The 23,019-nt window shown below is 68.1% G+C and carries 20 protein-coding genes and 1 tRNA gene; 12 read left to right on the top strand and 9 right to left on the bottom strand.

All coding sequences use genetic code 11. The annotated features are described in order from the left end of the window. Window positions 1-34: 34 nt before the first annotated feature. From AC1DSC_RS03295 to AC1DSC_RS03285, 3 genes are all read right to left on the bottom strand, one after another. Window positions 35-541 carry a BON domain-containing protein gene (locus tag AC1DSC_RS03295; protein WP_436287085.1) on the bottom strand — a complete coding sequence of 169 codons (507 nt, stop codon included), beginning with the start codon at window positions 539-541 and terminating at the stop codon, window positions 35-37. Continuing rightward, window positions 538-1,047, bottom strand: a complete 510-nt coding sequence (locus tag AC1DSC_RS03290; protein WP_124961319.1) for a flavin reductase family protein — start codon at window positions 1,045-1,047, stop codon at window positions 538-540. Before AC1DSC_RS03290 ends, AC1DSC_RS03295 begins: the two co-directional genes overlap by 4 nt. 106 nt (window positions 1,048-1,153) lie before the next feature. After that, window positions 1,154-2,383 carry a nucleoside recognition domain-containing protein gene (locus AC1DSC_RS03285; protein ID WP_436287086.1) on the bottom strand — a complete coding sequence of 410 codons (1,230 nt, stop codon included), beginning with the start codon at window positions 2,381-2,383 and terminating at the stop codon, window positions 1,154-1,156. 77 nt (window positions 2,384-2,460) lie between these two features. Here AC1DSC_RS03285 and AC1DSC_RS03280 point away from each other — a divergent pair, with 77 nt between their 5' ends. Further along, window positions 2,461-4,044 carry a phospholipase D family protein gene (locus tag AC1DSC_RS03280; protein ID WP_436287087.1) on the top strand — a complete coding sequence of 528 codons (1,584 nt, stop codon included), beginning with the start codon at window positions 2,461-2,463 and terminating at the stop codon, window positions 4,042-4,044. A gap of 272 nt (window positions 4,045-4,316) precedes the next feature. Here AC1DSC_RS03280 and AC1DSC_RS03275 read toward each other — a convergent pair. Continuing rightward, window positions 4,317-4,395, bottom strand: a tRNA-Gly gene (locus AC1DSC_RS03275). Here AC1DSC_RS03275 and AC1DSC_RS03270 point away from each other — a divergent pair. After that, window positions 4,360-4,932 (top strand): hypothetical protein, encoded by a 573-nt coding sequence (locus AC1DSC_RS03270; protein ID WP_478131773.1) that lies wholly within the window; start codon window positions 4,360-4,362, stop codon window positions 4,930-4,932. The two genes, AC1DSC_RS03275 and AC1DSC_RS03270, sit on opposite strands and share 36 nt — an antisense overlap. Before the next feature lie 60 nt (window positions 4,933-4,992). Continuing rightward, window positions 4,993-5,166, top strand: coding sequence for a hypothetical protein (locus tag AC1DSC_RS03265; protein ID WP_436287089.1), 174 nt, complete (start codon window positions 4,993-4,995; stop codon window positions 5,164-5,166). A gap of 10 nt (window positions 5,167-5,176) precedes the next feature. Here the strand turns inward: AC1DSC_RS03265 and AC1DSC_RS03260 are convergent, their stop codons facing one another. Next, entirely contained in the window at window positions 5,177-6,157 is a 981-nt protein-coding gene (locus AC1DSC_RS03260) for a LysR family transcriptional regulator (RefSeq protein ID WP_012745310.1), read from the bottom strand. A 107-nt stretch (window positions 6,158-6,264) separates the two neighbouring features. Between AC1DSC_RS03260 and AC1DSC_RS03255 the strand changes: the two genes are divergently transcribed. Then, the gene (locus AC1DSC_RS03255; protein WP_436287090.1) at window positions 6,265-6,813 is read left to right on the top strand and encodes a hypothetical protein; all 549 of its coding nucleotides are present in this window, start codon (window positions 6,265-6,267) and stop codon (window positions 6,811-6,813) included. A 99-nt stretch (window positions 6,814-6,912) separates the two neighbouring features. Here the strand turns inward: AC1DSC_RS03255 and AC1DSC_RS03250 are convergent, their stop codons facing one another. From AC1DSC_RS03250 to AC1DSC_RS03240, 3 genes are all read right to left on the bottom strand, one after another. Next, window positions 6,913-8,775 (bottom strand): phosphoenolpyruvate carboxykinase (GTP), encoded by a 1,863-nt coding sequence (locus tag AC1DSC_RS03250; RefSeq protein ID WP_018906657.1) that lies wholly within the window; start codon window positions 8,773-8,775, stop codon window positions 6,913-6,915. Window positions 8,776-8,921: 146 nt separating this feature from the next. Further along, window positions 8,922-9,074, bottom strand: coding sequence for a hypothetical protein (locus AC1DSC_RS03245; RefSeq protein ID WP_012745313.1), 153 nt, complete (start codon window positions 9,072-9,074; stop codon window positions 8,922-8,924). Window positions 9,075-9,162: 88 nt separating this feature from the next. Then, window positions 9,163-10,383 carry a threonine ammonia-lyase gene (locus AC1DSC_RS03240; protein WP_027730607.1) on the bottom strand — a complete coding sequence of 407 codons (1,221 nt, stop codon included), beginning with the start codon at window positions 10,381-10,383 and terminating at the stop codon, window positions 9,163-9,165. A 116-nt stretch (window positions 10,384-10,499) separates the two neighbouring features. Between AC1DSC_RS03240 and AC1DSC_RS03235 the strand changes: the two genes are divergently transcribed. The 3 genes from AC1DSC_RS03235 to AC1DSC_RS03225 all read left to right on the top strand — a co-directional run bounded on the left by AC1DSC_RS03235 (window position 10,500) and on the right by AC1DSC_RS03225 (window position 15,834). Beyond that, on the top strand, window positions 10,500-12,827 hold the full coding sequence (locus AC1DSC_RS03235) for an ATP-binding protein (RefSeq protein WP_012745315.1): 2,328 nt from the start codon (window positions 10,500-10,502) through the stop codon (window positions 12,825-12,827). 82 nt (window positions 12,828-12,909) lie between these two features. Beyond that, on the top strand, window positions 12,910-14,505 hold the full coding sequence (locus AC1DSC_RS03230; RefSeq protein ID WP_436287091.1) for a S41 family peptidase: 1,596 nt from the start codon (window positions 12,910-12,912) through the stop codon (window positions 14,503-14,505). Window positions 14,506-14,649: 144 nt separating this feature from the next. Beyond that, window positions 14,650-15,834: a nucleoside hydrolase gene (locus AC1DSC_RS03225; protein ID WP_436287092.1), complete on the top strand. Its 1,185-nt coding sequence runs from the start codon at window positions 14,650-14,652 to the stop codon at window positions 15,832-15,834. Between the two features lie 7 nt (window positions 15,835-15,841). Here AC1DSC_RS03225 and recQ read toward each other — a convergent pair whose 3' ends face one another. Then, window positions 15,842-17,743 (bottom strand): DNA helicase RecQ, encoded by a 1,902-nt coding sequence (gene recQ, locus AC1DSC_RS03220; protein ID WP_436287093.1) that lies wholly within the window; start codon window positions 17,741-17,743, stop codon window positions 15,842-15,844. A gap of 287 nt (window positions 17,744-18,030) precedes the next feature. Here recQ and AC1DSC_RS03215 point away from each other — a divergent pair, with 287 nt between their 5' ends. From AC1DSC_RS03215 to hutH, 5 genes are read left to right on the top strand one after another with little or no spacing between them, the layout of a single operon-like run. Further along, window positions 18,031-19,002, top strand: a complete 972-nt coding sequence (locus AC1DSC_RS03215; protein WP_436287094.1) for an ABC transporter substrate-binding protein — start codon at window positions 18,031-18,033, stop codon at window positions 19,000-19,002. Further along, window positions 18,983-19,861 carry an ABC transporter permease gene (locus tag AC1DSC_RS03210; RefSeq protein ID WP_278877433.1) on the top strand — a complete coding sequence of 293 codons (879 nt, stop codon included), beginning with the start codon at window positions 18,983-18,985 and terminating at the stop codon, window positions 19,859-19,861. The genes AC1DSC_RS03215 and AC1DSC_RS03210 overlap by 20 nt, the downstream gene beginning before the upstream one ends. Beyond that, entirely contained in the window at window positions 19,861-20,643 is a 783-nt protein-coding gene (locus AC1DSC_RS03205; protein WP_307656119.1) for an ABC transporter ATP-binding protein, read from the top strand. The genes AC1DSC_RS03210 and AC1DSC_RS03205 overlap by 1 nt, the downstream gene beginning before the upstream one ends. 19 nt (window positions 20,644-20,662) lie before the next feature. After that, window positions 20,663-21,400 (top strand): histidine utilization repressor, encoded by a 738-nt coding sequence (gene hutC / locus AC1DSC_RS03200; RefSeq protein WP_436287095.1) that lies wholly within the window; start codon window positions 20,663-20,665, stop codon window positions 21,398-21,400. A gap of 60 nt (window positions 21,401-21,460) precedes the next feature. Next, window positions 21,461-23,014 carry a histidine ammonia-lyase gene (hutH, locus tag AC1DSC_RS03195; protein WP_436287096.1) on the top strand — a complete coding sequence of 518 codons (1,554 nt, stop codon included), beginning with the start codon at window positions 21,461-21,463 and terminating at the stop codon, window positions 23,012-23,014. Window positions 23,015-23,019: the final 5 nt, after the last annotated feature.

Genomic DNA, 23,019 nt, shown 5'->3' with positions numbered 1-23,019 from the left:
TCGTCGCGTTGTTGTTGTTGATGCTGCTTGTTGCTCACCGGCCGGCCACCGGATACGGCGGCTTGCCCCGCGTGCCGACCATCAGGTCGCTCACCACGGTCTCGACATCGGGCACCGCGCGCGCGGCGCGTTCGAGTTTCCTGGCCACCGCGGCCGAGGGCACGCAGCCTTGCAGGTAGACCCAGCGCCGCTGGATCATCACCCACACGCTCGCCTTCTGCGCGCCCGGCACGGCCAAGAGCGCGGCGCGGACCTTGGGCGCGAGCGGCTTGTCGTAGCGGTAGGCGTTGCTGTCGGTGCATTGGCCGGCAAGCCAGCAGCTGGTGCCGCGCTCCAGCCGCGAATGAGTCTGGGCGCGGCGCTCCTCGGCGGTGTAGAACGGGCCTTCGGGCATGGCGCAGGCGGGCAGGCCGGCGGAAACCTGGAAGAAGGGATCGTCGAACCAGTTCTGCTTGAGCGGTGCGGCCGGCTCCTGCGCCGCCACGTTCTGCGCAGCCAGCAGCAGCAGCGACATGCACATGAACGCGGCGCCGCGGCTCACAAGGGATGTTCCGTGTAGAAGCGCCCGCCGTGGAACAGCAGCGGCGAGGCGCCGGCGTTGTGGGTGCAGCGCTCCACTTCGCCCACGAAGATCACGTGGTCGCCTTCGTCGTAGCGGCTGCGGTTGAAGCACTCGAAGCTCGCGGCCGCACCGGCCAGCACCGGCGCGCCGCCCAGGCCTTCGGTGAAGGCCACGTCGGCCCAGCGGTCGATGTTCTTGGTGGCGAAGCGCTCGGCCAGCCCCTTCTGGTTGGCGGCCAGGATGTTGATGGCGTAGTGCGAGCCGGTGCTGAGCGCCGGCATCGAACCGGCCGCGCGCGCCAGGCTCCACAGCACCAGCGGCGGCGCAAGCGACACCGAATTGAACGAGTTGGCCGTGAGGCCGACCAGCGTGCCCTCGGCCGAGCGCGCGGTGACGATGGTCACGCCGGTGGCGAACATGCCGAGCGCTTCGCGGAACTCGCTGGGCGAAAAGGTGGGCGGCTTGGCCCGGCGGGAGGTGGTCACGGAAGAGGCTGTGCGTTAGGCGGCGGAGGACCATTTTGGCTCAGCGCACGGCGCGCTGCTCGGCCGGGTGGCATCGCCCCGCCCGCGAGGGCCGGTTTCGCGGCGCTCAGCCGAAGAACCAGTAGCACACCGCAATCGCCGCCACCACGCCCGCCAGCTCAGCGAGCAGCGCGCAGGCCACCGCATGCCGCGCGCGCTGGATGCCGACCGCGCCGAAGTACACCGCCAGAACGTAGAAGGTGGTTTCGGTGCTGCCCTGGATGGTGGCCGCCACCAGCGCGGGGAAGCTGTCCACCCCCTGGGTCTTCATGGTCTCGATCAGCATCGCGCGCGCCGCGCTGCCCGAGAAGGGCTTGACCAGCGCGGTGGGCATGGCGTCGACGAAGCGCGCATCCCAGCCGCCCGCGCTCACCAGCCAGCGCAGGCCGCCGAGCACGAAGTCCAGCGCACCCGAGGCGCGCAGCACGCCGACCGCGCACAGCATTGCCACCAGGTAGGGCAGCAGGTTCTTCGCAATGTCGAAGCCTTCCTTCGCGCCCTCGATAAAACATTCGTACACCTTGATGCGGCGGATCGCGCCGGCCAGCAGGAACACGATGATCATGCCGAACAGCACAAGGTTGCCCATGAGCGAGGAGAGCGACGCAATCGCCGCCGCCGAGAGCGTGCCCAGAAGCGCCATGAACCCGCCCAGCAGCAGCGCGGCCGGCACCAGGTAGGCCAGCACCACCGGGTCCCACAGCCGCAGGCGCTGCGCCACGGCCACCGCGAGCAGGCCCACGAGCGTCGATGCGCTGGTGGCCAGCAGGATCGGCAGGAACACCATCGTCGGATCGCTCGCGCCCTGCTGCGCGCGGTACATGAAGATCGTCACGGGCAGCAGCGTGAGCGAAGACGCGTTGAGCACCAGGAACAGGATCTGCGCGTTGGTGGCCGTGACCGGGTCGGGGTTGAGCCGCTGCAATTCGCGCATGGCCTTGAGGCCGATGGGCGTGGCCGCGTTGTCCAGCCCGAGCGCGTTGGCCGCGAAGTTCATGGTGATGAGCCCCAGCGCCGGATGCCCCGCGGGCACGCCCGGCATGAGCCGCCTGAAGAGCGGGCCGAGCAGGCGCGCGAGCCAGCCGACCAGCCCCGCCGCCTCCGCGATGCGCAGGAAGCCGAGCCACAGCGTGAGCGTGCCGAACAGCAGCACCATCACCTCGACCGCGAGCCGCGCCATCGCGAACAGGCTTTCGACGATGGCCGCGAAGACCGCCGGGTCGCCGCCCACGAGCCAGCGCCCGAGCGCCGCCAGCATCGCCATCCCGAAGAAACCCAGCCACAAGCCGTTGAGCACGCGTGTCCTTTTCCTTTTTTTGTGAGGGCGATCATAGGGCTGCACCAGAGCCCGCCCCGCGGGCTACAGTGCGGGCCATGGCAGCCTCTTCCCCGATCCGCAGGCTCGCGGCCCTTGTCTGGGCTGCCGTGGCGCTGGCGTGGCTGGCGGGCTGTGCGGGCCTGCCGCCGCCGCAGCCTCGCGCGCCGGCCATGGCCATCACCGACGTCGCGGACACTGCGCTCGGCCAGCTGGCGCGGCAGCGCGCGTCGCAGGAGCCCGAATCGCTGTCGGGCTTTCGGCTGCTGCCGGAGGCGGCCTTTGCCTTCGACGCGCGCATTTCCCTTGCGCGGCATGCCGAGAAGTCGCTCGACGTGCAGTACTACCTGATCCAGAACGACGACGTCGGCCTGCTGCTGCTGCGCGAACTGCGCGAGGCCGCCGCACGCGGCGTGCGGGTGCGCCTCCTGGTGGACGATCTGTACACCGCCGGCGAAGACGAGGTGTTCAGCGCGCTCTCGGCTTTTCCCAACGTGGAGGTGCGGCTGTTCAACCCGCTGCCTTCGCGCGCCGACTCGTTCGCGCTGCGGCTGCTGTTCTCGCTGGGCGACTTCGGCCGCATCAACCACCGCATGCACAACAAGCTGCTGGTGGCCGACAACAGCTTTGCCGTCTCGGGCGGCCGCAACATCGCCAACGAATACTTCATGCGCGGCACGGCGGCGAACTTCATCGACATGGACGTGCTCTCCTGCGGACCGGTGGTGCGCCGGATGTCCGAAGGCTTCGACCGCTACTGGAACAGCGAGCATGCCTGGCCCATCGAGCGCATCGTGCCGCAGCGCATGGCGGCCGAAGAGGCGCACAAGCGCTTCGACACCCTCGCGGCCGCCGCGCTGCCCGACGTGCGCATTCGACCGCGCGACGTGCTGGACCATTCGCCCGTGGGCGAGCAGCTCGCCACCGGCAAGCTCGAGCTGCAATGGGCGACGTCCACGCTGTTCGTGGACGACCCCGCGAAGATCACGCGCACCTCCGAGGCGGCCTACGAGGGCAGCGTGACCGCCGGCGCGCTCGGCGTCATCAATTCGGCCAAGCGCGAAGTCAAGATCGGCTCGCCGTACTTCATTCCCGGCGCGCGCGGCATGGCGATGATGAAGCAGGCCATCGAGCGCGGCGGGCGCATCACCGTGGTGACCAACTCGCTCGGCGCCACCGACGAACCGCTGGCCTATGCGGGCTACGAACGCTACCGCGCCGACATGCTGAAGATCGGCGTCACCATCTACGAAATCGCGCCGATGCTCACCGGCCGCTCGGGCCGCTTCGGCGATTTCGGGCAGTCGATCAGCCGGCTGCACGCCAAGCTCGCGGTGATCGACGACGAGCGTTTCTTCATCGGCTCGATGAACCTCGATCGCCGCTCGGCCGCGGTGAACACCGAGATGGGCCTCGTGATCGACAGCCCGGCGCTCGTGGCCGACTACGAAAGGCTCATGAGCGGCGAGCGCGTGAGCCTGGGCTACCGGCTGCGGCTCGCGCCGGGCGGGCGCCGCGTGCAATGGCTCGAATACGACGACGCCGGCGGCGACATCGTCCACGAGGACGAGCCCGGCGAGTTTCTCTGGCTGCGCTTCAAGAACTGGCTGCTGCTGCCGATCGTGGGCGAGGAGCTGCTGTAGGGCCGCTGTAGCGCGCGCTCAGGGCACCTCGATCAGCAGCTCCGGGCGAAAGCCTTCCTGTTCGCCCTTGCCCTTGTAGCCCAGCGGGTTGGCGACCACGCGGCAGCCGTCCTTCACGTAGTCGAAGGGGCAGTGCAGGTGGCCGTGCAGCCACAGCCGGGCGCGCGGCAGCAGCGCATCGAGCGAATTGCAGAAGCCGGCCGTGCCGGGCGTGAGGCCGTAGCGCGGATCGGCGCTCGCCAGGCTGGGCGCGAAATGCGTGATGGCGACCGTGGTGCCGGCGAAAGGCTCGGCCAGCGCCTGTTCGAGCCAGGCTTGGCAGGCCAGCGCCTGCTCCCGCATGGCGCCGGCCATGAAGGGCTGGCCGTGGCGCACCGTGGCGGCTTTCTCCAGGTAGAAGTCGGCCGCGCGCATCGCCTTGCCGCGCTTCTTGAGCGCGTCGGCCAGGCCGTCGGTGGGCGCCACCAGCGCATCGAAGTCGGCCCAGAGCGTGGTGCCGACAAAGCGGATGCCATCGATCACCAGGGTCTCCCGCTCCAGCCAGAGGATGTCGAGTTCCTGGCACAGCGCGCGCAGGCGCTCGTGGGTCTGGTCGAAATCGGTGTTGTCGTACTCGTGGTTGCCCGGCACGTATATCACGGGCACCGGCCAGCCGTTGCGGGGCGAAAAGCGCCCCAGGCCGAAGTCGGGATCGGTCAGGCGCGAGCCTTCCTGGTAGGAGCCGATGTCGCCCGCCAGCACCAGCATGTCGGCGCCGGGCACGGGCTCGGCGTGGAAGCGGGGGTGGGACTCCAGGTGCAGGTCGGACAGCAGTTGCAGCTTCATTGGAACCAGTCTAGGGGAATCAGCCCATGCACAAAGCGCATGAAGTCGGGCTTTCAATATTAGGGATAACCCCTATTCTTGGAACATCAACCACTCCAGCGCAGCCAAGAGCCGCGCACTGTCATGTTCAGCCTCATTGCCCAAGTGGCCCGTTTCTTCCGTTCTTCCACCGCCAGCGCCCCGGCCAGCCACGCCGCCGCGCTGATGGAAAGCGCCGATGTCCGCGCCGGCCGCGGCGCGCACCACGCGCAGGAGCTGCGCGCAGCCGCCAGCGCCTGGCTCTCGGTCATCCGCTAAAAACCCGCGGTCATCCGGGCACCTTCTGCCCGAGGACCGAATCCGCAAAAGCCGCCGCGGCGGAGCGCAGCAGCGCGGTGCGCAGCCACTCGTGCGCATGCCCGTGCTGCGCGCGCCGGTGCCAGATGGCGTCGACGTGCACCATCGGCTGGTCGAAGGGCAGGTCGCGCAGCACCAGCTGCTCGTCGATGCCGGTCACGGTCACGAAATGGCGCGGCAGCACGGTGAGCAGGTCCGAATTGGCCACCACCCGGCCGGCCGTGAAGAACTGGTTCACGGTCACCACGATGCGCCGCTCGCGTCCCAGCGCGCCCAGCGTCTGGTCGATGAAGCCGTAGGGGCGCCCCGAAAAACTCACCAGCAGGTGCCGCGCGGCGCAATAGTCGTCCAGCGTGAGCGGCGCATTGGCCAGCGGATGGCCGCGCCGCATCACGCAGACGTACTGCCCCAGGTAGAGCCGCTGGGTCTCGAACGCCACGCCCACCCCCGACTGCCCGCGCGCCGCCAGGCTCGCGATCACGGCCGGAAAGTAGCCGATCGCCATGTCGACTTCCTCCTGCTCGAGCATCCGCCGCGGATCGCGGGTGGTCAGCGGCAGCACGCGCAGCGAGATAGCGGGCGCTTCCTTCTCCACGATCTGGACCAGCCCCGGAATGAGCTCGGCGGCGGTGGCGTCGGCCATGGCCAGCAGGAAAGTGGTGTCGGCGGTCGATGCGTCGAACTCGCCCGGCGCCAGCGTGTGCTGCAGCTGGCGCAGCGCGTCGCGCACCGTGGGCCAGAGCGCCAGCGCGCGCGGCGTGGGTTCCACGCCCGCGCCGGAGCGGCGCACCAGCTCGTCGCCGAGCACCTCGCGCAGGCGGCGCAGCGCATTGCTCACCGCGGGCTGGGTGATCGACAGGTTGCGCGCGGCGCGCGTGAGGTTGCGCTCCGCCATCACTTCGTCGAAGACGCGAAGCAGGTTGAGATCGAGTGTGCGGAAGTTGACGTCCATCAGTGATGTGAATGATAAACATCAGAAAGATAAAGTGGCAAAACACTAGGGCAAACCCTAATATCTCCCCATCGGCACTCGCCATTCATCCCACGGAGGGATTCATCATGACCAGCTTTGTCCACGTAGACCAACCCACTGTCCATCCCGGCGTGCAGCGCGCCGAGATCCTGTTCGGCCAGCTCAAGGCCGCACGCGCCGGCGCGAACGGTTCGCGTCCGCTGATCGCCCTGCTGATCGTCGCCGTTGCCGCGGCGGTGATGGTGGTGGCCGACAAGCTCGTTTCCAACTGGGACGAAGGCGCTCTGCTCGCAGCCTGGGCCGTGCTCTGCGCCGCCGCCTTCGGCATTGCCGCGCTGTTCGCCGGCTCGCTGCGCACTCCCCTGGCCCGCGTGGGCGCCGCCTGGAACGCAGCCGCCCAGCGCCGTGCCTCGGCCCGCGCCGATGCCCGTTTCCTGGAAACCGCCAGGAACGACCCGCGCGTGATGCAGGAACTGCAAGCCGCCACCTGGCGCGAGCAGTCCGAAGGCAAGGTTTCCGTCGCCACTGCCGCCAAGGTGGACGCACTGGCCCGCGTGGCCGCACGCTCCAGCGAAGCGCGCATGCCGACGCTCTACGAAGCCATGCGCCGCATGAACAGCTCGCGCTACTACTGATCGATCGGCGCCGGCCGCCGGCCGACCCATGAAAAAGCCGCCCATCCGGGCGGCTTTTTTGCGTGTGCGGACAGGCCGCACAAGACCTGGGGACCGGCGTCAGGCCGCCAGGCGCTGCTCGATGGCCGCCTTGGTTTCCGGCAGTTCCTTGGGCAGGTGGTGCGCCAGCTGCTGGAACAGCTCGGCATGCAGCTTGAGCTCGGCCTGCCAGGCGGCCTTGTCCATGCTGGTGACGGTGGCGAACTGCTCGGCGCTGAATTCCAGGCCGTTCCAGTTGAGGTCTTCGTAGCGCGGGCTTACGCCGGTGATGTGTTCGGTGCCCTTGGCGGTGCCTTCGACGCGGTCGATCATCCACTTGAGAACGCGCATGTTCTCGCCGTAGCCGGGCCAGGCGAACTTGCCGTCGGCACCCTTGCGGAACCAGTTGGTGGTGTAGATCTTCGGCAGCTTGGCGCCCGAGGCCTCGAGCTTCTTGCCCAGGTCGAGCCAGTGCTGGAAGTAGTCGCTCATGTTGTAGCCCGTGAACGGCAGCATCGCGAACGGGTCGCGGCGCACCACGCCCTGCTGGCCGGCGGCCGCGGCGGTGGTTTCGGAGCCCATGGTGGCGGCCATGTAGACGCCTTCGACCCAGTTGCGGGCCTCGGTCACGAGCGGCACGGTGGTCGAGCGGCGGCCGCCGAAGATGAAGGCGTCGATGGCCACGCCCTTCGGGTCGTCCCAGGCATCGTCGAGCGCCGGGTTGTTGGTGGCGGCCACGGTGAAGCGCGAATTCGGATGCGCGGCCTTGGCGCCGGTTTCCTTGGCGATCTGCGGCGTCCAGTCCTTGCCCTGCCAGTCGATCAGGTGCGCGGGCAGCGAGCCGGTGTCCTGCTCCATGCCTTCCCACCAGACGTCGCCGTCGTCGGTGAGCGCGACGTTGGTGAAGATCACGTCATGGTCCAGGCTGTCCATGCAGTTCGGATTGGTCAGCATGTTGGTGCCGGGCGCCACGCCGAAGTAGCCCGCCTCGGGGTTGATCGCGTAGAGGCGGCCGTCCTTGCCGGGCTTGATCCAGGCGATGTCGTCGCCGATGGTCGTGACCTTCCAGCCCTCGAAGCCGGCGGGCGGCACCAGCATCGAGAAGTTGGTCTTGCCGCAGGCGCTCGGGAAGGCCGCGGCCACGTGGTATTTCTTGCCCTGGGGATTGGTCACGCCCAGGATGAGCATGTGCTCGGCCAGCCAGCCTTCGTCGCGGCCCATGTTGGAGGCGATGCGCAGCGCGAAGCACTTCTTGCCCAGCAGCGCATTGCCGCCGTAGCCCGAGCCGTAGCTCCAGATCTCGCGCGTTTCGGGGTAGTGGACGATGTACTTGGTCTTGTTGCAGGGCCAGGCCACGTCCTTCTGGCCCGCTTCCAGCGGCGCACCCACGGTGTGCACGCAGGGCACGAATTCGCCGTCGGCGCCGAGCACCTCGTACACGGCCTTGCCCATGCGGGTCATGATGCGCATGTTGACCGCCACGTAGGGGCTGTCGGAAAGCTCGATGCCGATGTGGGCAATCGGCGAGCCCAGCGGGCCCATGCTGAACGGCACCACGTACATCGTGCGGCCCTTCATGCAGCCGTCGAACAGCGGCTGCAGCGTGGCGCGCATTTCGGCCGGGGCCATCCAGTTGTTGGTGGGGCCGGCGTTTTCCTTCTTTTCGGAGCAGATGAAGGTGCGGTCCTCGACGCGCGCCACGTCGCTCGGATCGGACACCGCGAGGAAGGAGTTGGGGCGCTTGGCCGGATTGAGCTTCTTGAAGGTGCCCGCGTCGACCAGTTGCTGGCAGAGGCGGTCGTACTCTTCCTTGCTGCCGTCGCACCAGTGGATGGCCTGGGGTTTGCAAAGCGCGGCCATGTCGGCCACCCAGGCAATCAGTTTTGCGTTCTTGACGTACGAGGGTGCCTGGATGGCGAGGCCCTGCATCGTGGGTGCGTTCATCGGAAATCTCCTAAGTTGAAAAAATCGTCTTTCCGAACGGGACGCCGCGCCTGCTGGCGCGGAGGTCCGTTTGAGAAAACGTTTTCGCTTCGGGAGACTGCGTCAACGCGGGCCGCACGACCCGCGGACGAAGACGCAAATGGCTGTCAGGCCAAGTAGACGGCGATGGATGCCAGGAGCAGCATCAGCACGCCGCCAGCCAGCGGGAGCACGAGCGGCATCAGGTGCACGATCGATTCGACGGCGTCTTTTTCAACGGCGGCGGCGTGGCCGGGCTCGACGGGAGTAGGGTTGGACATTGATTACCTCGAATACTCAAATACGGAAAAACTGCGGCCATTTTACCGGCGGCCCCCGGCGCCGCGGTCTAGGGGGTTGCGAGCCCCTTCAGTGCTGCTCCTCGGCCTCGAAGCCGGCGTCGTGCAATGCGCCCAGCACGCTGGCCAGGTGGGCCCGCCCGCGGGTCTGCAGCACCAGCTCGATGTCGACGTTCTGGGCTGCCAGCATGGTAAACGCTCTTTGATGATGAACCTCATCGACGTTAGCGCCCGCTTCTGCCACAGTGGCCGTGATCTGGGCCAAGGAGCCCGGCACGTCGCGCGCACTCACGCGCACGCGCGCCAGCCGGCCGGCCCGCACCATGCCGCGTTCGATGATGGCCGCCAGCAGCAGCGGGTCGATGTTGCCGCCCGACAGCACCAGGCCCACGCGCTTGCCCTTGAAGCGCGCCGGATGCCGGATCAGCGCCGCCAGGCCGGCCGCGCCTGCGCCCTCGACCAGGGTCTTTTCGATCTCGAGCAGCATCAGCACGCCCTGCTCGATGTCGCCTTCGTCGACCAGCAGCAGGTCGTCCACGTGCTGGGCGATGATTTCCCGCGTCAGCACGCCGGGCGTTCCGACCGCGATGCCTTCGGCGATGGTGCTCTTGCCCTGCAGGTGCTGGGTGCCCTTGACGGCATTCACCATGCCCGGAAAGCGCGTGGTCTGCACGCCGACGATCTCGATGCCGGGCTTGCGCTCGCGCGCCGCGATCGCCATGCCCGCGATCAGCCCGCCGCCGCCGACCGACACCACCAGCGTGTCGAGGTCCGGCACCGCATCGAGCATTTCGAGCGCCACCGTGCCCTGGCCCGCGATGATGGCCTCGTCGTCGTAGGGGTGGACGAAGGTCAGCCCCTCGCGTTCGGCCAGCTCCAGCGCATGCGCGCGCGCCGCGTCGAGCGTGTCGCCGTGCAGCACCACCTCGGCGCCGAAGCCGCGCGTGCGCTCGATCTTCACGCCAGGCGTGAAGCGCGGCATCACGATGAGCGCGCGCAGGCCGAGCCGCTGCGCGTGGTAGGCCACGCCCTGGGCATGGTTGCCGGCCGACATGGCCACCACGCCCCGCGTCGCTTCCTGGCCGCCGCGCGTGTCGGCTTCCAGGAGATCGACCAGCTTGTTGCACGCCCCCCGCTCCTTGAACGAGGATGTGAACTGCAGATTCTCGAACTTCAGGTAGACCTGCGCGCCCACGATCTCGGAGAGCGTGCGCGATTCGACGCAGGGCGTGTTGAGCACCTGACCCTCGAGACGCGCCGCGGCGCGCCGGATTTCTTCGATTCCGACCATGGCGGGCATTGTGGCTGGAATCGCCTCATCAGGGTTTTTACCGCTCCCGCGTCTTCCCGAAGCCAAAAGTCTGCGTTATGGTCGCCCCAAGAAGTTCCTCGTCTGGAGGTTGTCCGATGGTCAAGCGTGCGGGTGTCGATGTAGTGGCTGCTGCGGTACGCGGGCAGGCATTGCCGTCGCCTGGGCTCAAGGGTGCGCCGGTGCTCGAACTCATGTGCTCGCACTTCGTGCTCACGCTGGCCGCCAAGCAGGGGCCGCGCTTCAACGTGCGCCGCGACATCAACGGCCTGCTCTCGCTCACCGGCCGCCACCTGGTGTGGCCGGCCGCGGTGCTGCAGCGGTTGCGCGAATTCCTGGGCCGGCGCTGCGCCGGCAACGAGGCCTGGAAGGGCGTCGAGAATTTCGACGGCCGCACGCTGCTCGAGCGGCATGGCGTGTGGCGCGGACCTTACGAGGAAGGCACGCTGTTCTTCTACCTCGACGAATACGCCAAGGACTACCCCAAGGACCTGCTCTCGGTGCTGGCCGTCACGCGCGACTGGCTCACGCATGCGCTGCGCAAGCAGTCGACGTTGGTCGAGAAGAACATCGACGCGCTCGCGGGCCTCCTGCAGCTCAACAAGGCCGAACGCGCGCTGCTGCTCTACGGCACGCTCGCGCGCTACCAGCGCGACCTGCGCTCGCTGCTGGTCGAGTTCAAGGTCAACAACGCGCCCGAGGCCTATGCCGCCATTGCCGACATCGCGGGCGTCAACGCCACCGAAGTGGGCGAGGCCCTGCGCGCGGGCTCGCGGCTGGAGCGCATCGGCCTGGTCGAGAACCTGATCTCCGAGCACAACATCACCGACCTGGCCGACCTCATGAAGGTCAGCGAGAAGCTGCCGCCGGTGCTGATGCGCGAGTACCGCGACCACAACGAACTGATGGCCGTGTTCACGCGGCCCTCGGCCAAGAGCGCGCTCACCACGCACGACTTCTCCTTCGTCGAGGAAGACGCGCAGATGCTGGTCACGCTGCTGCGCGCCGCGGTGGCGCGCAAGGAACCCGGCGTCAACGTGCTGCTCTACGGGCCGCCCGGCACCGGCAAGACCGAGCTCGCCAAGGTGGTGGCGCAGGCGGCGGGCCTGGAGCTGTTCGAGGTCGAATATGCCGACCGCGACGGCAATTCGCTGAGCGGCCGCGACCGCTACCGCTCGCTGCAGATCGCGCAGGTGTTCCTCAAGGGCAGCGCGCAGGCCGCGCTGCTGTTCGACGAGGTCGAGGACGTGTTCCCGCCCATCAGCACCGAGGCCGCGCAGTTCATGGCGCGCGCCGAGCAGATTCCGGCGCCCACCAGCGGCAGCGTGAGCGGCAAGGCCTGGGTCAACCAGATCCTCGAGGCCAACCCCGTGCCCACGCTGTGGGTCACCAACCGCATCGAGCAGATCGACCCGGCGTTCCGGCGCCGCTTCGCCTACCACCTGGAGCTCAAGTCGCCGCCGCCCGGTGCGCGCGAGCAGCTCGTGAAGAAGACGCTCGAAGGCATCGTCGTGTCCGAGGCCTTCACCGCCAAGCTGGCCGAGCGCAAGGGCCTCACGCCCGCGCAGATCCGCACCGCGGTGCGCTTTGCGGGGCTCGCGCAGACGGAGGACGGCGCCTCGATGGAAGCGCTGATCGAGCGCCAGCTCAAGAACGCCGACCTCGCGCTCGGCACGCTCGACACCGGCCCGGGCGAGCGGCGCAGCGTCACCACCTACGACCTCGACATGCTCAATGTCGAGACCCGCTTCGAGATCCCGCGCATCGTGGCGGCCATCAAGGCGCGCGGCCACGGCACGCTGTGCTTCTACGGCGCACCCGGCACCGGCAAGACCGCGCTGGCCGAGCACATCGCCAAGGCCATCGGCCGGCCGCTGATCATCAAGCAGGCCAGCGACCTCATGAGCAAGTACGTCGGCGAGACCGAGCAGAACATGGCCGCCATGTTCAAGGAAGCCGAGGCCGAGAAGGCCGTGCTGCTGCTCGACGAGGCCGACAGCTTCCTGCAGGACCGGCGCGGCGCGCAGCGCACCTACGAAGTGACCGAGGTCAACGAGATGCTGCAGGGCATGGAGCGCTTCAACGGCGTCTTCATCTGCACCACCAACCTGCTCGACCGGCTCGACCAGGCGGCGCTTCGGCGCTTCACCTTCAAGATCAAGTTCATGCCGCTCACCGCGCCGCAGCGCGAGCGCATGTTCGTGACCGAGGCACTGGCGGGCGACGCCGCGCTGCTCACCGCAGGCATCAAGGCGCGGCTGGCGCAATTGCAGCAGCTGTGCCCGGGGGATTTCGCGGCCGTGAAGCGGCAGACGGATATTCTTGCGGTCGAGTTCTCGGCCGCCGAATTCCTGGACCAGCTCGAGGCCGAGCACCGCATCAAGCCCGAGGTGCGCGAATCGCGCGGCATCGGCTTCATGCAATAGCGCACAGCAGGCAAGACCGCGGGAGCGCGGCGGCAGACAAGAAAGAAAACCGTCCGCCGCGGCGGGCACGAGGAGGATCTCGATGAGCTTGGGCAATGGACATGCGCGGGCGAGGCCGCGCTTCACCGCATCGGCTGCGGCCGCATTCGCGTTGGCCGGCATCGTCTGCGTGCTGGCGGGCTGTGGCGGTGGGGGAGGAGGGGGTGGCGGCGGCGGCGGCGGATTTCCGATCGTCGCGCCGCCCGGCACCACGCCGCCTCCCACCAGCAGCGGCGACGATGACGCCATCGTCGCCTCGTCCACCGTGGCCGGCCTGTGCGCCGCGCCGCGGCCCGGCACCAACCCCGAGACGGGAATCGCCTACCCCGACAAGCCCGGCACGCTGACCGACGAGAAGCGCTGGGTGCGCGGATGGATCGACGAAACCTACCTCTGGTACGGCGAGGTGCCCACCACCCTCAAGGCGGCCGACTACGCCACGCCGGTAGCCTACTTCAGCGTGCTCAAGACCCCGGCTCTCACGGCATCGGGCCGCGCGAAGGACCGCTTCCACTACGTGTACGACACCGAGCGCTACCGGCAGCTCTCGGAGAACGGCGTGGCGCCGGGCTACGGCATGGAGTTCGCGTTCGTGCGCAACTCGCGCCCGCGCGACCTGCGCATCGCGTTCACCGAGCCCGGCTCGCCCGCGGCCACGGCAGGCATCGCGCGCGGCGCCAAGGTGCTCGAGGTCGACGGCGTCGACGTGGTCAACGGCACCAACACCGCCGTGATCAACCGCGGCATCGCGCCCACGGCCATCGGCGAATCGCACAGCTTCAAGCTGCAGGAAGGCAGTGCGACGCGCACCGTCACGCTGGCCGCGGCGAGCATCACGCGCACGCCGGTGCAGAACGTCAAGAGCATCGACACCGGCAGCGGCCGCGTCGGCTACCTGCTCTTCAACGACCACATCACGACCTCCGAGTCGCAGCTCATCAGCGCCTTCAACCAGTTCAGGCAGGACGGCGTGCAGGACCTCGTGCTCGACATGCGCTACAACGGCGGCGGCCAGCTCAACATCGCGAACCGCCTCGCCTCCATGGTGTCCTCGTCGGCCACCACCTCGGGCAAGGTCTTCGAGCGCCTGTCCTTCAACGACAAGAATCCGTTCCACCTGACGCCGGCGCAGACCATCTATCCGTTCTACGGCACCAGCCGCACGGGCGCGACGCTGCCAAGGCTGGGCCTCTCGCAGGTCACGGTGCTGGTCGGCCCCGACACCTGCTCGGCGAGCGAATCGGTGGTCAATGGCCTGCGCGGCATCGACGTCAAGGTCAACCTCGTGGGCGGCGCCACCTGCGGCAAGCCCTACGGCTTCTCTCCGCAGGACAACTGCGGCACCAGCTATTTCGCGATCCAGTTCCAGGGCGTCAACGCCAAGAACTTCGGCGACTACGGCGATGGCTTCGCGCCCGACTGCACCGTGGCCGACGATTTCGACCACCCGCTCGGCGACCCGGCCGAGGCGCGGCTGGCGGCCGCACTGGCCATGCGCAGCGGCGGCGCCTGCCCCGTTTCGGCCAAGACCGGAGCGGGGCTCGAGAAATCCGGGACGGCCGGCGAACAGCCCTACCTGCTCGACCGTACGCCGCTGCGCGAAATGCGCCTGCTCGAAGCCGCGCCATCGCCGGGCTGAACCGCTTCGGCGCCGGCCTCGGTTACCCCTTGAAACCTTGCGCTTTGCCACACCCGTGGCATGCGCTTTAGAGTTAGAGCAAACGTTTGCGCAAACGTTTGGCATTTAGTTCTACATGGCAAAAGCACTCGAAAAGGAGCCGGGATGACGATTCGGATTCAGCGACGCAGGTGGATGGCGGCAGCCTTGCTCGCCACGGCGCTCTCGGCCTGCGGGGGCGGCGGCAACGGCAACAGCGGCATCGGGCTCGCACCGGGCTTCGGCGCGGCGCCGCCGCCAGCGCAGAAGATCATCATCGACAGCGACTACAACACCATGAGCGACGACGGCCAGCTCGGCGTCATGGCCGCGCAGCTGCAGGCCCAGGGCAAGGTGCAGGTCATGGGCATCAGCGTGGTGTCGGGCAACCAGTGGCTCAAGCAGGGCGTGGCCGACGCGCTGAAGTCGGTCGAGCGGCTCGGCGTGGGCGACCGCATCGGCATCTATGCGGGCGCGAACTACGCCTTCAACCACGACTACGCAACCATCGAGGCCGAGATGGCGGCCGGCTCCGGCGGCGACGGCTACCTGGGTGCCTGGAGTTCGCCCGAGCCCAAGACCGACGCCGACCTGAAGCCCTCGCCCGACGGCTTTGCCACCCACACGGTACTCCAGCGCAGGAGCGCGGCCGACTTCATCGTCGACACCGTGAAGGCCAACCCGAACGAGATCACCATCCTGGCCATCGGGCCGCTCACCAACATTGCACTCGCGGTCAAGCAGAACCCCGAGATCGTGCCGCTGATCAAGAAGATCATCTACATGGGCGGCGCGGTCGACGTGCCGGGCAACACCACCAAGTTCGCCGAGTTCAACTGGTGGTTCGACCCCGAGGCCGCGCAGTTCGTGGTGCGGCTGCCGATTCCGCAGGTGGTGGTGCCGCTGGACGTGACCGACACCGTGTTCCTGACCAAGCCGATCTACGACCGCATCGCGCATCCGGCCACGCCCACCGCCGTGACCGAGGTGTTCCGCCAGCTCAACGGCTACGGCTTCAGCGGCACCAACGGCTTCGAGAACAACCCGGCCTACACGCAGAACATCTGGGACACGCTCACGCTCGCCTACCTCATCGATCCGGCCTATGCCACCGAAACCGTCGAGCGCTACGTCGACGTGGTCGCCAAGCCCGGCGCCGCCGACAACGGCCGCTCCATCGGCTACGCCTCGCAGCCCGCGGGCCCGGCGCTGCAGAAGATGACGGTGGTGAAGAAGTTCGACAACGCGCGCTTCTTCGAGCTGTACGTCGACCTGCTCACGCGGCCCGTGCCGATCGCGCTGCGGCCCTGAAGCTCAACTAGAACGCGCTGCAGACGCGCAGCACCTCGGCGCCGTAGGCCTCGAGCTTCTTGGTGCCGATGCCGCTGATGCCCTGCAGGTCCTCGAGCGTCGCGGGCGCGCGCTCGGCAATGGCCGCCAGCGTGGCGTCGTGGAAGATCACGTAGGCCGGCAGGTTGTGCTCGCGCGCCACTTCCGCGCGCCAGGCCTTGAGCGCCTCGAAGCGCTTCTGACCGTCGGCATCGAGTGCCGCGGCCGCCGGAGACGGGGCGCCGCGCGCCGCCTTTTCGCGCCGGGGCTTGCCGCCGCGCGCGGCCGGCGACGAAACCGACTCGCGCAGCGTCACGTTCGCTTCGCCCTTGAGCACCGCGCGCGAGCCTTCCGTGAGCTTCAGCGTGTTGAAGGCTTCGGCATCGACCGCCAGCGCACCCGTGGCGATGAGCTGGCGCAGCACGCCGCGCAGCTGCACTTCGCTGAACTCCGCGCCAATGCCGAAGGTGCTGATGCGCTCGTGCCCGAACTGCTTGACCTTCTCGGTTTCCTTGCCGCGCAGGATGTCCATGATGTGGCCCGCGCCAAAGCTGATGCCGCTCAGTTGCTGCACGCGGTAGATGGTGGAGAGCAGCTTGCGCGCGGCATCGGTGCCATCCCACACCTGCGGTGGGTTCAAACAGTTGTCGCAGTTGCCGCAGGGGGTGCTCTTCTCGCCGAAGTAGCCCAAGAGACGCACGCGGCGGCAGTCGCTTGCCTCGGCCAATGAGAGCAGCGCGTCGAGCTTGCCGCGCATCACCTGCTTGAACTCTTCGCCCGCGGGGCTCTCGTCGATCATGCGGCGCTGGTTCACCACGTCCTGCAGGCCGTAGGCCATCCAGGCATCGGCCGGTGCGCCGTCGCGGCCCGCGCGGCCGGTTTCCTGGTAGTAGCCCTCGATGTTCTTGGGCATGTCGAGGTGGCCGACAAAGCGCACGTCGGGCTTGTCGATGCCCATGCCGAAGGCAATGGTCGCGACCATCACCACGCCTTCTTCGCGCAGGAACCGGTCCTGGTGCTTCTGGCGCACCGCCGCGTCCAGGCCCGCGTGGTAGGGCAGCGCGTTGATGCCCGCGCCCTTCAGCATCACGGCCACGTCTTCCACGCGCTTGCGCGACTGGCAATAGACCACGCCCGCATCGCCTTCGTGCTCGCGCTCGATGAAGCGCAGCAGCTGCGTGGTCGCGTCCTTCTTCTCGACGATGGTGTAGCGGATGTTCGGCCGGTCGAAGCTGGAGACGAACTGGCGCGCCTCCTCCAGCTGCAGCCGCTCGACGATGTCGGCGCGCGTGAGCGCATCGGCCGTGGCGGTGAGCGCGATGCGCGGCACGCCCGGGTAGCGCTCGTGCAGCACCGTGAGCGCGCGGTATTCGGGGCGGAAGTCGTGGCCCCACTGGCTCACGCAATGCGCCTCGTCGATCGCGAACAGCGAGAGCTTGCCGCGTTCCTTCAGCGAATCGAGCTGCGAGAGAAAGCGCGGCGTGTTCACGCGCTCGGGTGCGGCGTACAGCAGCGTGATCTCGCCGCGCAGCATGCGGCGCTCGACGTCCTGCGTCTGTTCCCAGTCGAGCGTTGAATTGAGAAAGGCCGCGTTCACGCCGGCTTCGTGCAGCGCGCCGACCTGGTCGTGCATCAGCGCGATCAGCGGCGACACCACCACCGAGACGCCGCGCCCCGCGCGCTGCCGCGCAATGGCCGGGATCTGGTAGCACAGCGACTTGCCGCCGCCCGTGGGCATCAGCACCAGCGCATCGCCGCCGCCCACCACGTGCTCGACGATGTCCTGCTGCGGCCCGCGGAACTGCGAATAGCCAAAGACTTCGTGAAGGATGTCGGCGGGTGCGCTGCTGCTGCCGGGGGCGTCGAGGGGGAGGGGAGCGAGCGAGGACACAGGCAGCGGATGCGAAGGGTGGGTGGGCGAAAAGGGGGAAACGCCGATTGTCCCCCAGCGGCACCGGCAGGACTGTGGCACGAGGTTTGCAATGGTGAAGCCCGCCTTGCCGCCTTCCTGTATAGACAGCAATCTGGTGCATTTTGCTGAAGAAATGCACCGAAACGGTCCTTTCGGGTTATCCTGTATATACAAGTTGGGGCGCTTGGCAACAATGCGAGGTGCGCGCAGCCCGTGGTCGGGAGCGCATCGCTGCGTTTTTTTAAAGATCAGAACCAGGAGTACCCATGGTCGTCAAGACGGTAGTTGTGAAAGTCGCTTCGCTGCTGGCAGCAGGTGCGTGTGCAGCAGGCATGGCCCAGACGGCCGCCGCGCAGGAAACCAAGATTGCGCTCGGCATGTCGGGCTGGACCGGCTTTGCGCCGCTCTCGCTGGCCGACAAGGCCGGCATCTTCAAGAAGAACGGCCTGGACGTCGAACTCAAGATGATTCCGCAGAAGGACCGGCACCTCGCGCTGGCCTCCGGCGCCATCCAGTGCGCCGCCACCACGGTGGAAACGCATGTGGCCTGGAACGCCAACGGCGTGCCCATCGTGCAGATCTTCCAGATGGACAAGTCCTACGGCGCCGACGGCCTCGCGGTGCGCAACGACGTGAAGGGCTTTGCCGACCTCAAGGGCAAGACCGTCGGCGTGAGCGCGCCGGGAACCGCGCCTTACTTCGGCCTCGCCTGGATGCTCAACAAGAACGGCATGACGCTGAAGGACGTGAAGCTGGTCTCGCTCGAGCCGCAGCCCGCGGCCCAGGCCTTCGTGGCCGGCCAGAACGACGCCGCCATGACCTACGAGCCGTATCTTTCGACCGTGCGCGCCAACCCCACTGCCGGCAAGATCCTGGCCACCACGCTCGACTACCCGATGGTGATGGACACCGTGGGCTGCGCGCCCACCTGGCTCAAGGCCAACGCCAAGGCGGCGCAGGCGCTCGCGCAGTCGTACTTCGAGGCGCTCGACATGATCAAGGCCGACCCGGCCAAGGCCAACGAGCTCATGGGTTCGGCCGTCAAGCAGACCGGCGAGCAGTTCGCCAAGTCGTCGGCCTACCTGCGCTGGCAGGACAAGGCCGCCAACCAGAAGTTCTTCGCGGGCGAACTCACCGGCTTCATGAAGGAAGCCGCGCCCATCCTGCTGGAGGCCGGCGTGATCCGCAAGGCGCCGGAAGACTACACGGCCATGTTCGATGCAAGCTTCGTCAAGTAAGGCCCTGCCGCAGGTGGCGCCGCGCGCGGCGGCGCCTGCATCGGCCGCAACCCCCCAGGCCGCCGCGCTCGCGCGGCGCCGTTCGCTCGCGCCGCTCGAGCCCGTCAGCGGGCGCGCCCGCGTGCTGCTCGGCCTCGGCTTCTTCGTGGCCTTCGTGCTCGTGTGGTCCGTTGCCACGCTCGGCGGCTTCGTGCCGCCGACCTTCCTGGCCAGCCCCGTGACCATGCTGAAGGAAGGCTGGATGCTGTTCGCCGAATTCGGCTTCATCGGCGACGTGGGCATGACCGTGTGGCGCGTGTTCGGCGGCTTCCTGCTGGCGGCCGTGCTGGCGGTGCCGCTGGGCATTGCCATGGGCACCTGGAAGGCCGTGGAGGCCTTCTTCGAGCCCTTCGTCTCGTTCTGCCGCTACCTGCCGGCCTCGGCCTTCATTCCGCTGCTCATCCTGTGGGCGGGCCTGGGCGAGATGCAGAAGCTCTTGGTGATCTTCATCGGCTCGTTCTTCCAGATCGTGCTGATGGTGGCCGTGACGGTGGGCGGCGCGCGGCGCGACCTCGTCGAGGCGGCCTACACGCTGGGTGCCAAGAGCCGCGGCATCGTGGCGCGCGTGCTCATCCCGGGCGCTGCGCCCGGCATTGCCGAGACGCTGCGCCTGGTGCTCGGCTGGGCCTGGACCTACGTGATCGTGGCGGAACTCATCGGCTCCTCGTCGGGCATCGGCCACATGATCACCGACAGCCAGGCGCTCCTGAACACCGGGCAGATCATCTTCGGGATCATCGTGATCGGCGTCATCGGGCTGGTGTCCGACTTCGCTTTCAAGGCGCTCAACCGCCGCATGTTCGCCTGGGCTGCACTCTGATGAACGACCAACTTTCCATCCAGGGCGTCTCGCGCGTCTTCACCGGCACCAAGGGCCAGCGCACGCAGGCATTGCTGCCGATCGACTTCGAGGTGCGCGAGAACGATTTCGTCACCATCCTCGGCCCCTCGGGCTGCGGCAAGTCGACGCTGCTGCGCATCGTCGCGGGGCTCGACTTCCCGACCACCGGCCAGGTGCTGCTCGACGGCGAGCGCATCGAAGGCCCGGGCGCGGACCGCGGCGTGGTGTTCCAGAGCTACACGCTCTTTCCGTGGCTCACGGTGGCGCAGAACATCCGCTTCGGCCTGCGCGAGCGCGGCATGAGCGAGGCCGACCAGAAGGAGCGCAGCGAGTTCTTCATTGCCAAGGTGGGGCTGCGCGGCTTCGAGCACCATTTTCCGAAGCAGCTCTCGGGTGGCATGCAGCAGCGCACCGCGATTGCGCGCGCGCTCGCCAACGACCCCAAGATGCTGCTGCTCGACGAGCCCTTCGGCGCGCTCGACAACCAGACCCGCGTGCTGATGCAGGAGCTCTTGCTCGGCATCTGGGAGTCGGCGCGCAAGACGGTGCTGTTCGTCACGCACGACATCGACGAGGCGATCTTCATGGCCAACCGCGTGGCGGTGTTCAGCGCGCGGCCGGGCCGCATCAAGACCGAGATCGCGGTCGACTTTCCGCATCCGCGCAGCTACACCATCAAGACCTCGCCGGAGTTCATGGAAATCAAGGCGCGGCTGACCGAAGAGATCCGCGCCGAGTCGATGGCCGCGGCCGAGCACTGACACGAGCCCCACGCCCGACATGAAACGCGACCTGCCGTCCCTCGCGCTCTATGCGCAAGTCAAGGATCACATCTCCCGCAAGATCCAGGACGGCACCTGGCCGGCCGGCCACCGCCTGCCGTCCGAGAGCGAGTTGGTCGCGCAGTTCGGCATTTCGCGCATGACGGTGAATCGCGCGCTGCGCGAGCTGATGGAGCAGGGCCGCATCGTGCGCGTGGCCGGCGTCGGCAGCTTCGTGGCCGAGAACAAGCCACAGTCCACGCTGCTGCAGATCGCCAACATCGCGAGCGAGATCCGACAGCGCGGGCACGACTACCGCTGCCAGATGCTCGCGGTCGAACGCCTGGCCGCCTCGCCCGACGTGGCCGCCTGGCTCGACATGCGCGCGGGCACCTCGGTGTTCCACAGCGTCTGCCTGCACCTGGAGAACGACACGCCGGTGCAGCTGGAGGAGCGCTACGTCAACCCGCTGGTCGTGCCCGATTTCCTCGAGCAGGACTTCGCCGCCGTGCCGCCCAGCGAGTACCTGGTGCGCCACGTGCCCTTCGACCAGATCGAGCACGTGGTCGACGCCGTGCTGCCCACCGCCGAGCAGGCGGCCCGGCTCGCGATGGAGCCCACCGATCCCTGCCTGCTGCTCACGCGCCGCACCTGGACGCGCAACACGCCGGTCACCTGGGTGCGCTGCCTGCATCCGGCGTCGCGCTACAGCCTGGGCAGCCGCTTCAAGGCCGACGGCAACCCCAGCTTCGGCTGACCTTTTTTGTCACGGAAACCGAAGGTTTTCTCTCGCAACCACTTGTATAGACAGGTTCACATGCCAACAAGCAAACACACCGCCATCCCCCTGACCCTCACGCCCGGCAAGGTGGACCTCGCCATGCTGCGCCGCATCCAGGCCGGCGGCGTGCGGCTGGCGCTCGATCCTTCGGTGCAGGAGGGCATGGCGCGCGCCGAAGCGGCGGTGCGCCACATCGTCGAGAACGACCAGGTGGTCTACGGCATCAACACCGGCTTCGGCAAGCTCGCGAGCACGCGCATCGGCAACGACCACCTGGCCGAGCTGCAGCGCAACCTCGTGCTCTCGCACAGCGTGGGCACGGGCGAGCCGCTGGCCGCGCCGGTGGTGCGCATGGTGCTCGCGACCAAGGCCGTGAGCCTGGCGCGCGGCCACTCGGGCGTGCGGCCCGCGCTGGCCGATGCGCTGCTGGCGCTGTTCAATGCGGGCGTCATGCCGCGCATTCCGTGCAAGGGCTCGGTCGGCGCATCCGGCGACCTCGCACCGCTCGCGCACATGGCCTGCGTGCTGATCGGCGAGGGCGAGGCCACCACGGCCGACGGCGCCGTGGTCAGCGGCGCAGAGGCCATGCGCCTCGTCGGGCTCGAACCTTTCGTGCTCGGCCCGAAGGAAGGCCTGGCGCTGCTCAACGGCACGCAGGTGTCGACTGCGCTCGCGCTCGCCGGCCTGTTCGGCGCCGAGGACGTGTTCGCTTCGGCCCTGATGTCGGGCGCGCTCTCGCTCGAAGCCATCCAGGGTTCGATCAAGCCCTTCGACGCGCGCATCCATGCCGCGCGCGGCCAGCCGGGGCAGATCGCGGTGGCGGGCGCGGTGCGCACGCTGCTCGAAGGCAGCGAGATCGTGCCGTCGCATGCCGACTGCGGCCGCGTGCAGGACCCGTATTCGGTGCGCTGCATTCCGCAGGTGATGGGCGCCTGCCTCGACAACCTCGCGCATGCCGCGCGCGTGCTGGTGATCGAGGCCAATGCCGCTTCGGACAATCCGCTGGTGTTCACCGACACCGGCGAAGTGATCTCGGGCGGCAACTTCCACGCCGAACCGGTGGCCTTTGCGGCCGACATCATTGCGCTGGCCGTGAGCGAAGTGGGCGCCATTGCCGAGCGCCGCATCGCGCTGCTGCTCGACACCGGCCTCTCGGGCCTGCCGCCGTTCCTGGTGCGCGATGGCGGCCTGAACTCGGGCTTCATGATCGCGCAGGTCACGGCCGCGGCCCTTGCGTCGGAGAACAAGTCGCTCGCGCATCCCGCGAGCGTCGACAGCCTGCCCACCTCCGCCAACCAGGAGGACCATGTGTCGATGGCGACCTTCGCGGCGCGCCGGCTCGGCGACATGGTCAACAACACGGCGGTGGTCATCGGCATCGAAGCGATGGCCGCGGCGCAAGGCATCGAACTCAAACGCGGGCTCAAGAGCTCCCCGCTCGTGGAAGCCGAATTCGCCGCCATCCGCAAGAAGGTCGCTTTTCTCGAACGCGACCGCTACCTTGCGCCCGACATCGAAGCGATGCGCCAGTGGGCGCTGAAGGCCGAACTGCCGGCCGCGCTCTTGAACATCCTGCCCAGCCACGCCTGAACACC

The organism is Variovorax sp. 01N425 (genome assembly GCF_056399465.1).
Note: the sequence above shows the minus strand (reverse complement) of the source record. Positions and strands in the feature narration are given on the sequence as shown.

Excerpts from the sequence above, each read along its gene's own strand:
- AC1DSC_RS03260 (WP_012745310.1), bottom strand. The coding sequence starts at position 6,157 with ATGGACGTCAACTTCCGCACACTCGATCTCAACCTGCTTCGCGTCTTC.
- hutH (WP_436287096.1), top strand. The coding sequence starts at position 21,461 with ATGCCAACAAGCAAACACACCGCCATCCCCCTGACCCTCACGCCCGGC.
- AC1DSC_RS03280 (WP_436287087.1), top strand. The coding sequence starts at position 2,461 with ATGGCAGCCTCTTCCCCGATCCGCAGGCTCGCGGCCCTTGTCTGGGCT.
- AC1DSC_RS03240 (WP_027730607.1), bottom strand. The coding sequence starts at position 10,383 with ATGGTCGGAATCGAAGAAATCCGGCGCGCCGCGGCGCGTCTCGAGGGT.
- AC1DSC_RS03235 (WP_012745315.1), top strand. The coding sequence starts at position 10,500 with ATGGTCAAGCGTGCGGGTGTCGATGTAGTGGCTGCTGCGGTACGCGGG.
- AC1DSC_RS03225 (WP_436287092.1), top strand. The coding sequence starts at position 14,650 with ATGACGATTCGGATTCAGCGACGCAGGTGGATGGCGGCAGCCTTGCTC.
- AC1DSC_RS03245 (WP_012745313.1), bottom strand. The coding sequence starts at position 9,074 with ATGTCCAACCCTACTCCCGTCGAGCCCGGCCACGCCGCCGCCGTTGAA.
- AC1DSC_RS03250 (WP_018906657.1), bottom strand. The coding sequence starts at position 8,775 with ATGAACGCACCCACGATGCAGGGCCTCGCCATCCAGGCACCCTCGTAC.
- AC1DSC_RS03265 (WP_436287089.1), top strand. The coding sequence starts at position 4,993 with ATGTTCAGCCTCATTGCCCAAGTGGCCCGTTTCTTCCGTTCTTCCACC.
- AC1DSC_RS03205 (WP_307656119.1), top strand. The coding sequence starts at position 19,861 with ATGAACGACCAACTTTCCATCCAGGGCGTCTCGCGCGTCTTCACCGGC.
- AC1DSC_RS03210 (WP_278877433.1), top strand. The coding sequence starts at position 18,983 with ATGCAAGCTTCGTCAAGTAAGGCCCTGCCGCAGGTGGCGCCGCGCGCG.
- hutC (WP_436287095.1), top strand. The coding sequence starts at position 20,663 with ATGAAACGCGACCTGCCGTCCCTCGCGCTCTATGCGCAAGTCAAGGAT.
- AC1DSC_RS03215 (WP_436287094.1), top strand. The coding sequence starts at position 18,031 with ATGGTCGTCAAGACGGTAGTTGTGAAAGTCGCTTCGCTGCTGGCAGCA.
- AC1DSC_RS03255 (WP_436287090.1), top strand. The coding sequence starts at position 6,265 with ATGACCAGCTTTGTCCACGTAGACCAACCCACTGTCCATCCCGGCGTG.
- AC1DSC_RS03230 (WP_436287091.1), top strand. The coding sequence starts at position 12,910 with ATGAGCTTGGGCAATGGACATGCGCGGGCGAGGCCGCGCTTCACCGCA.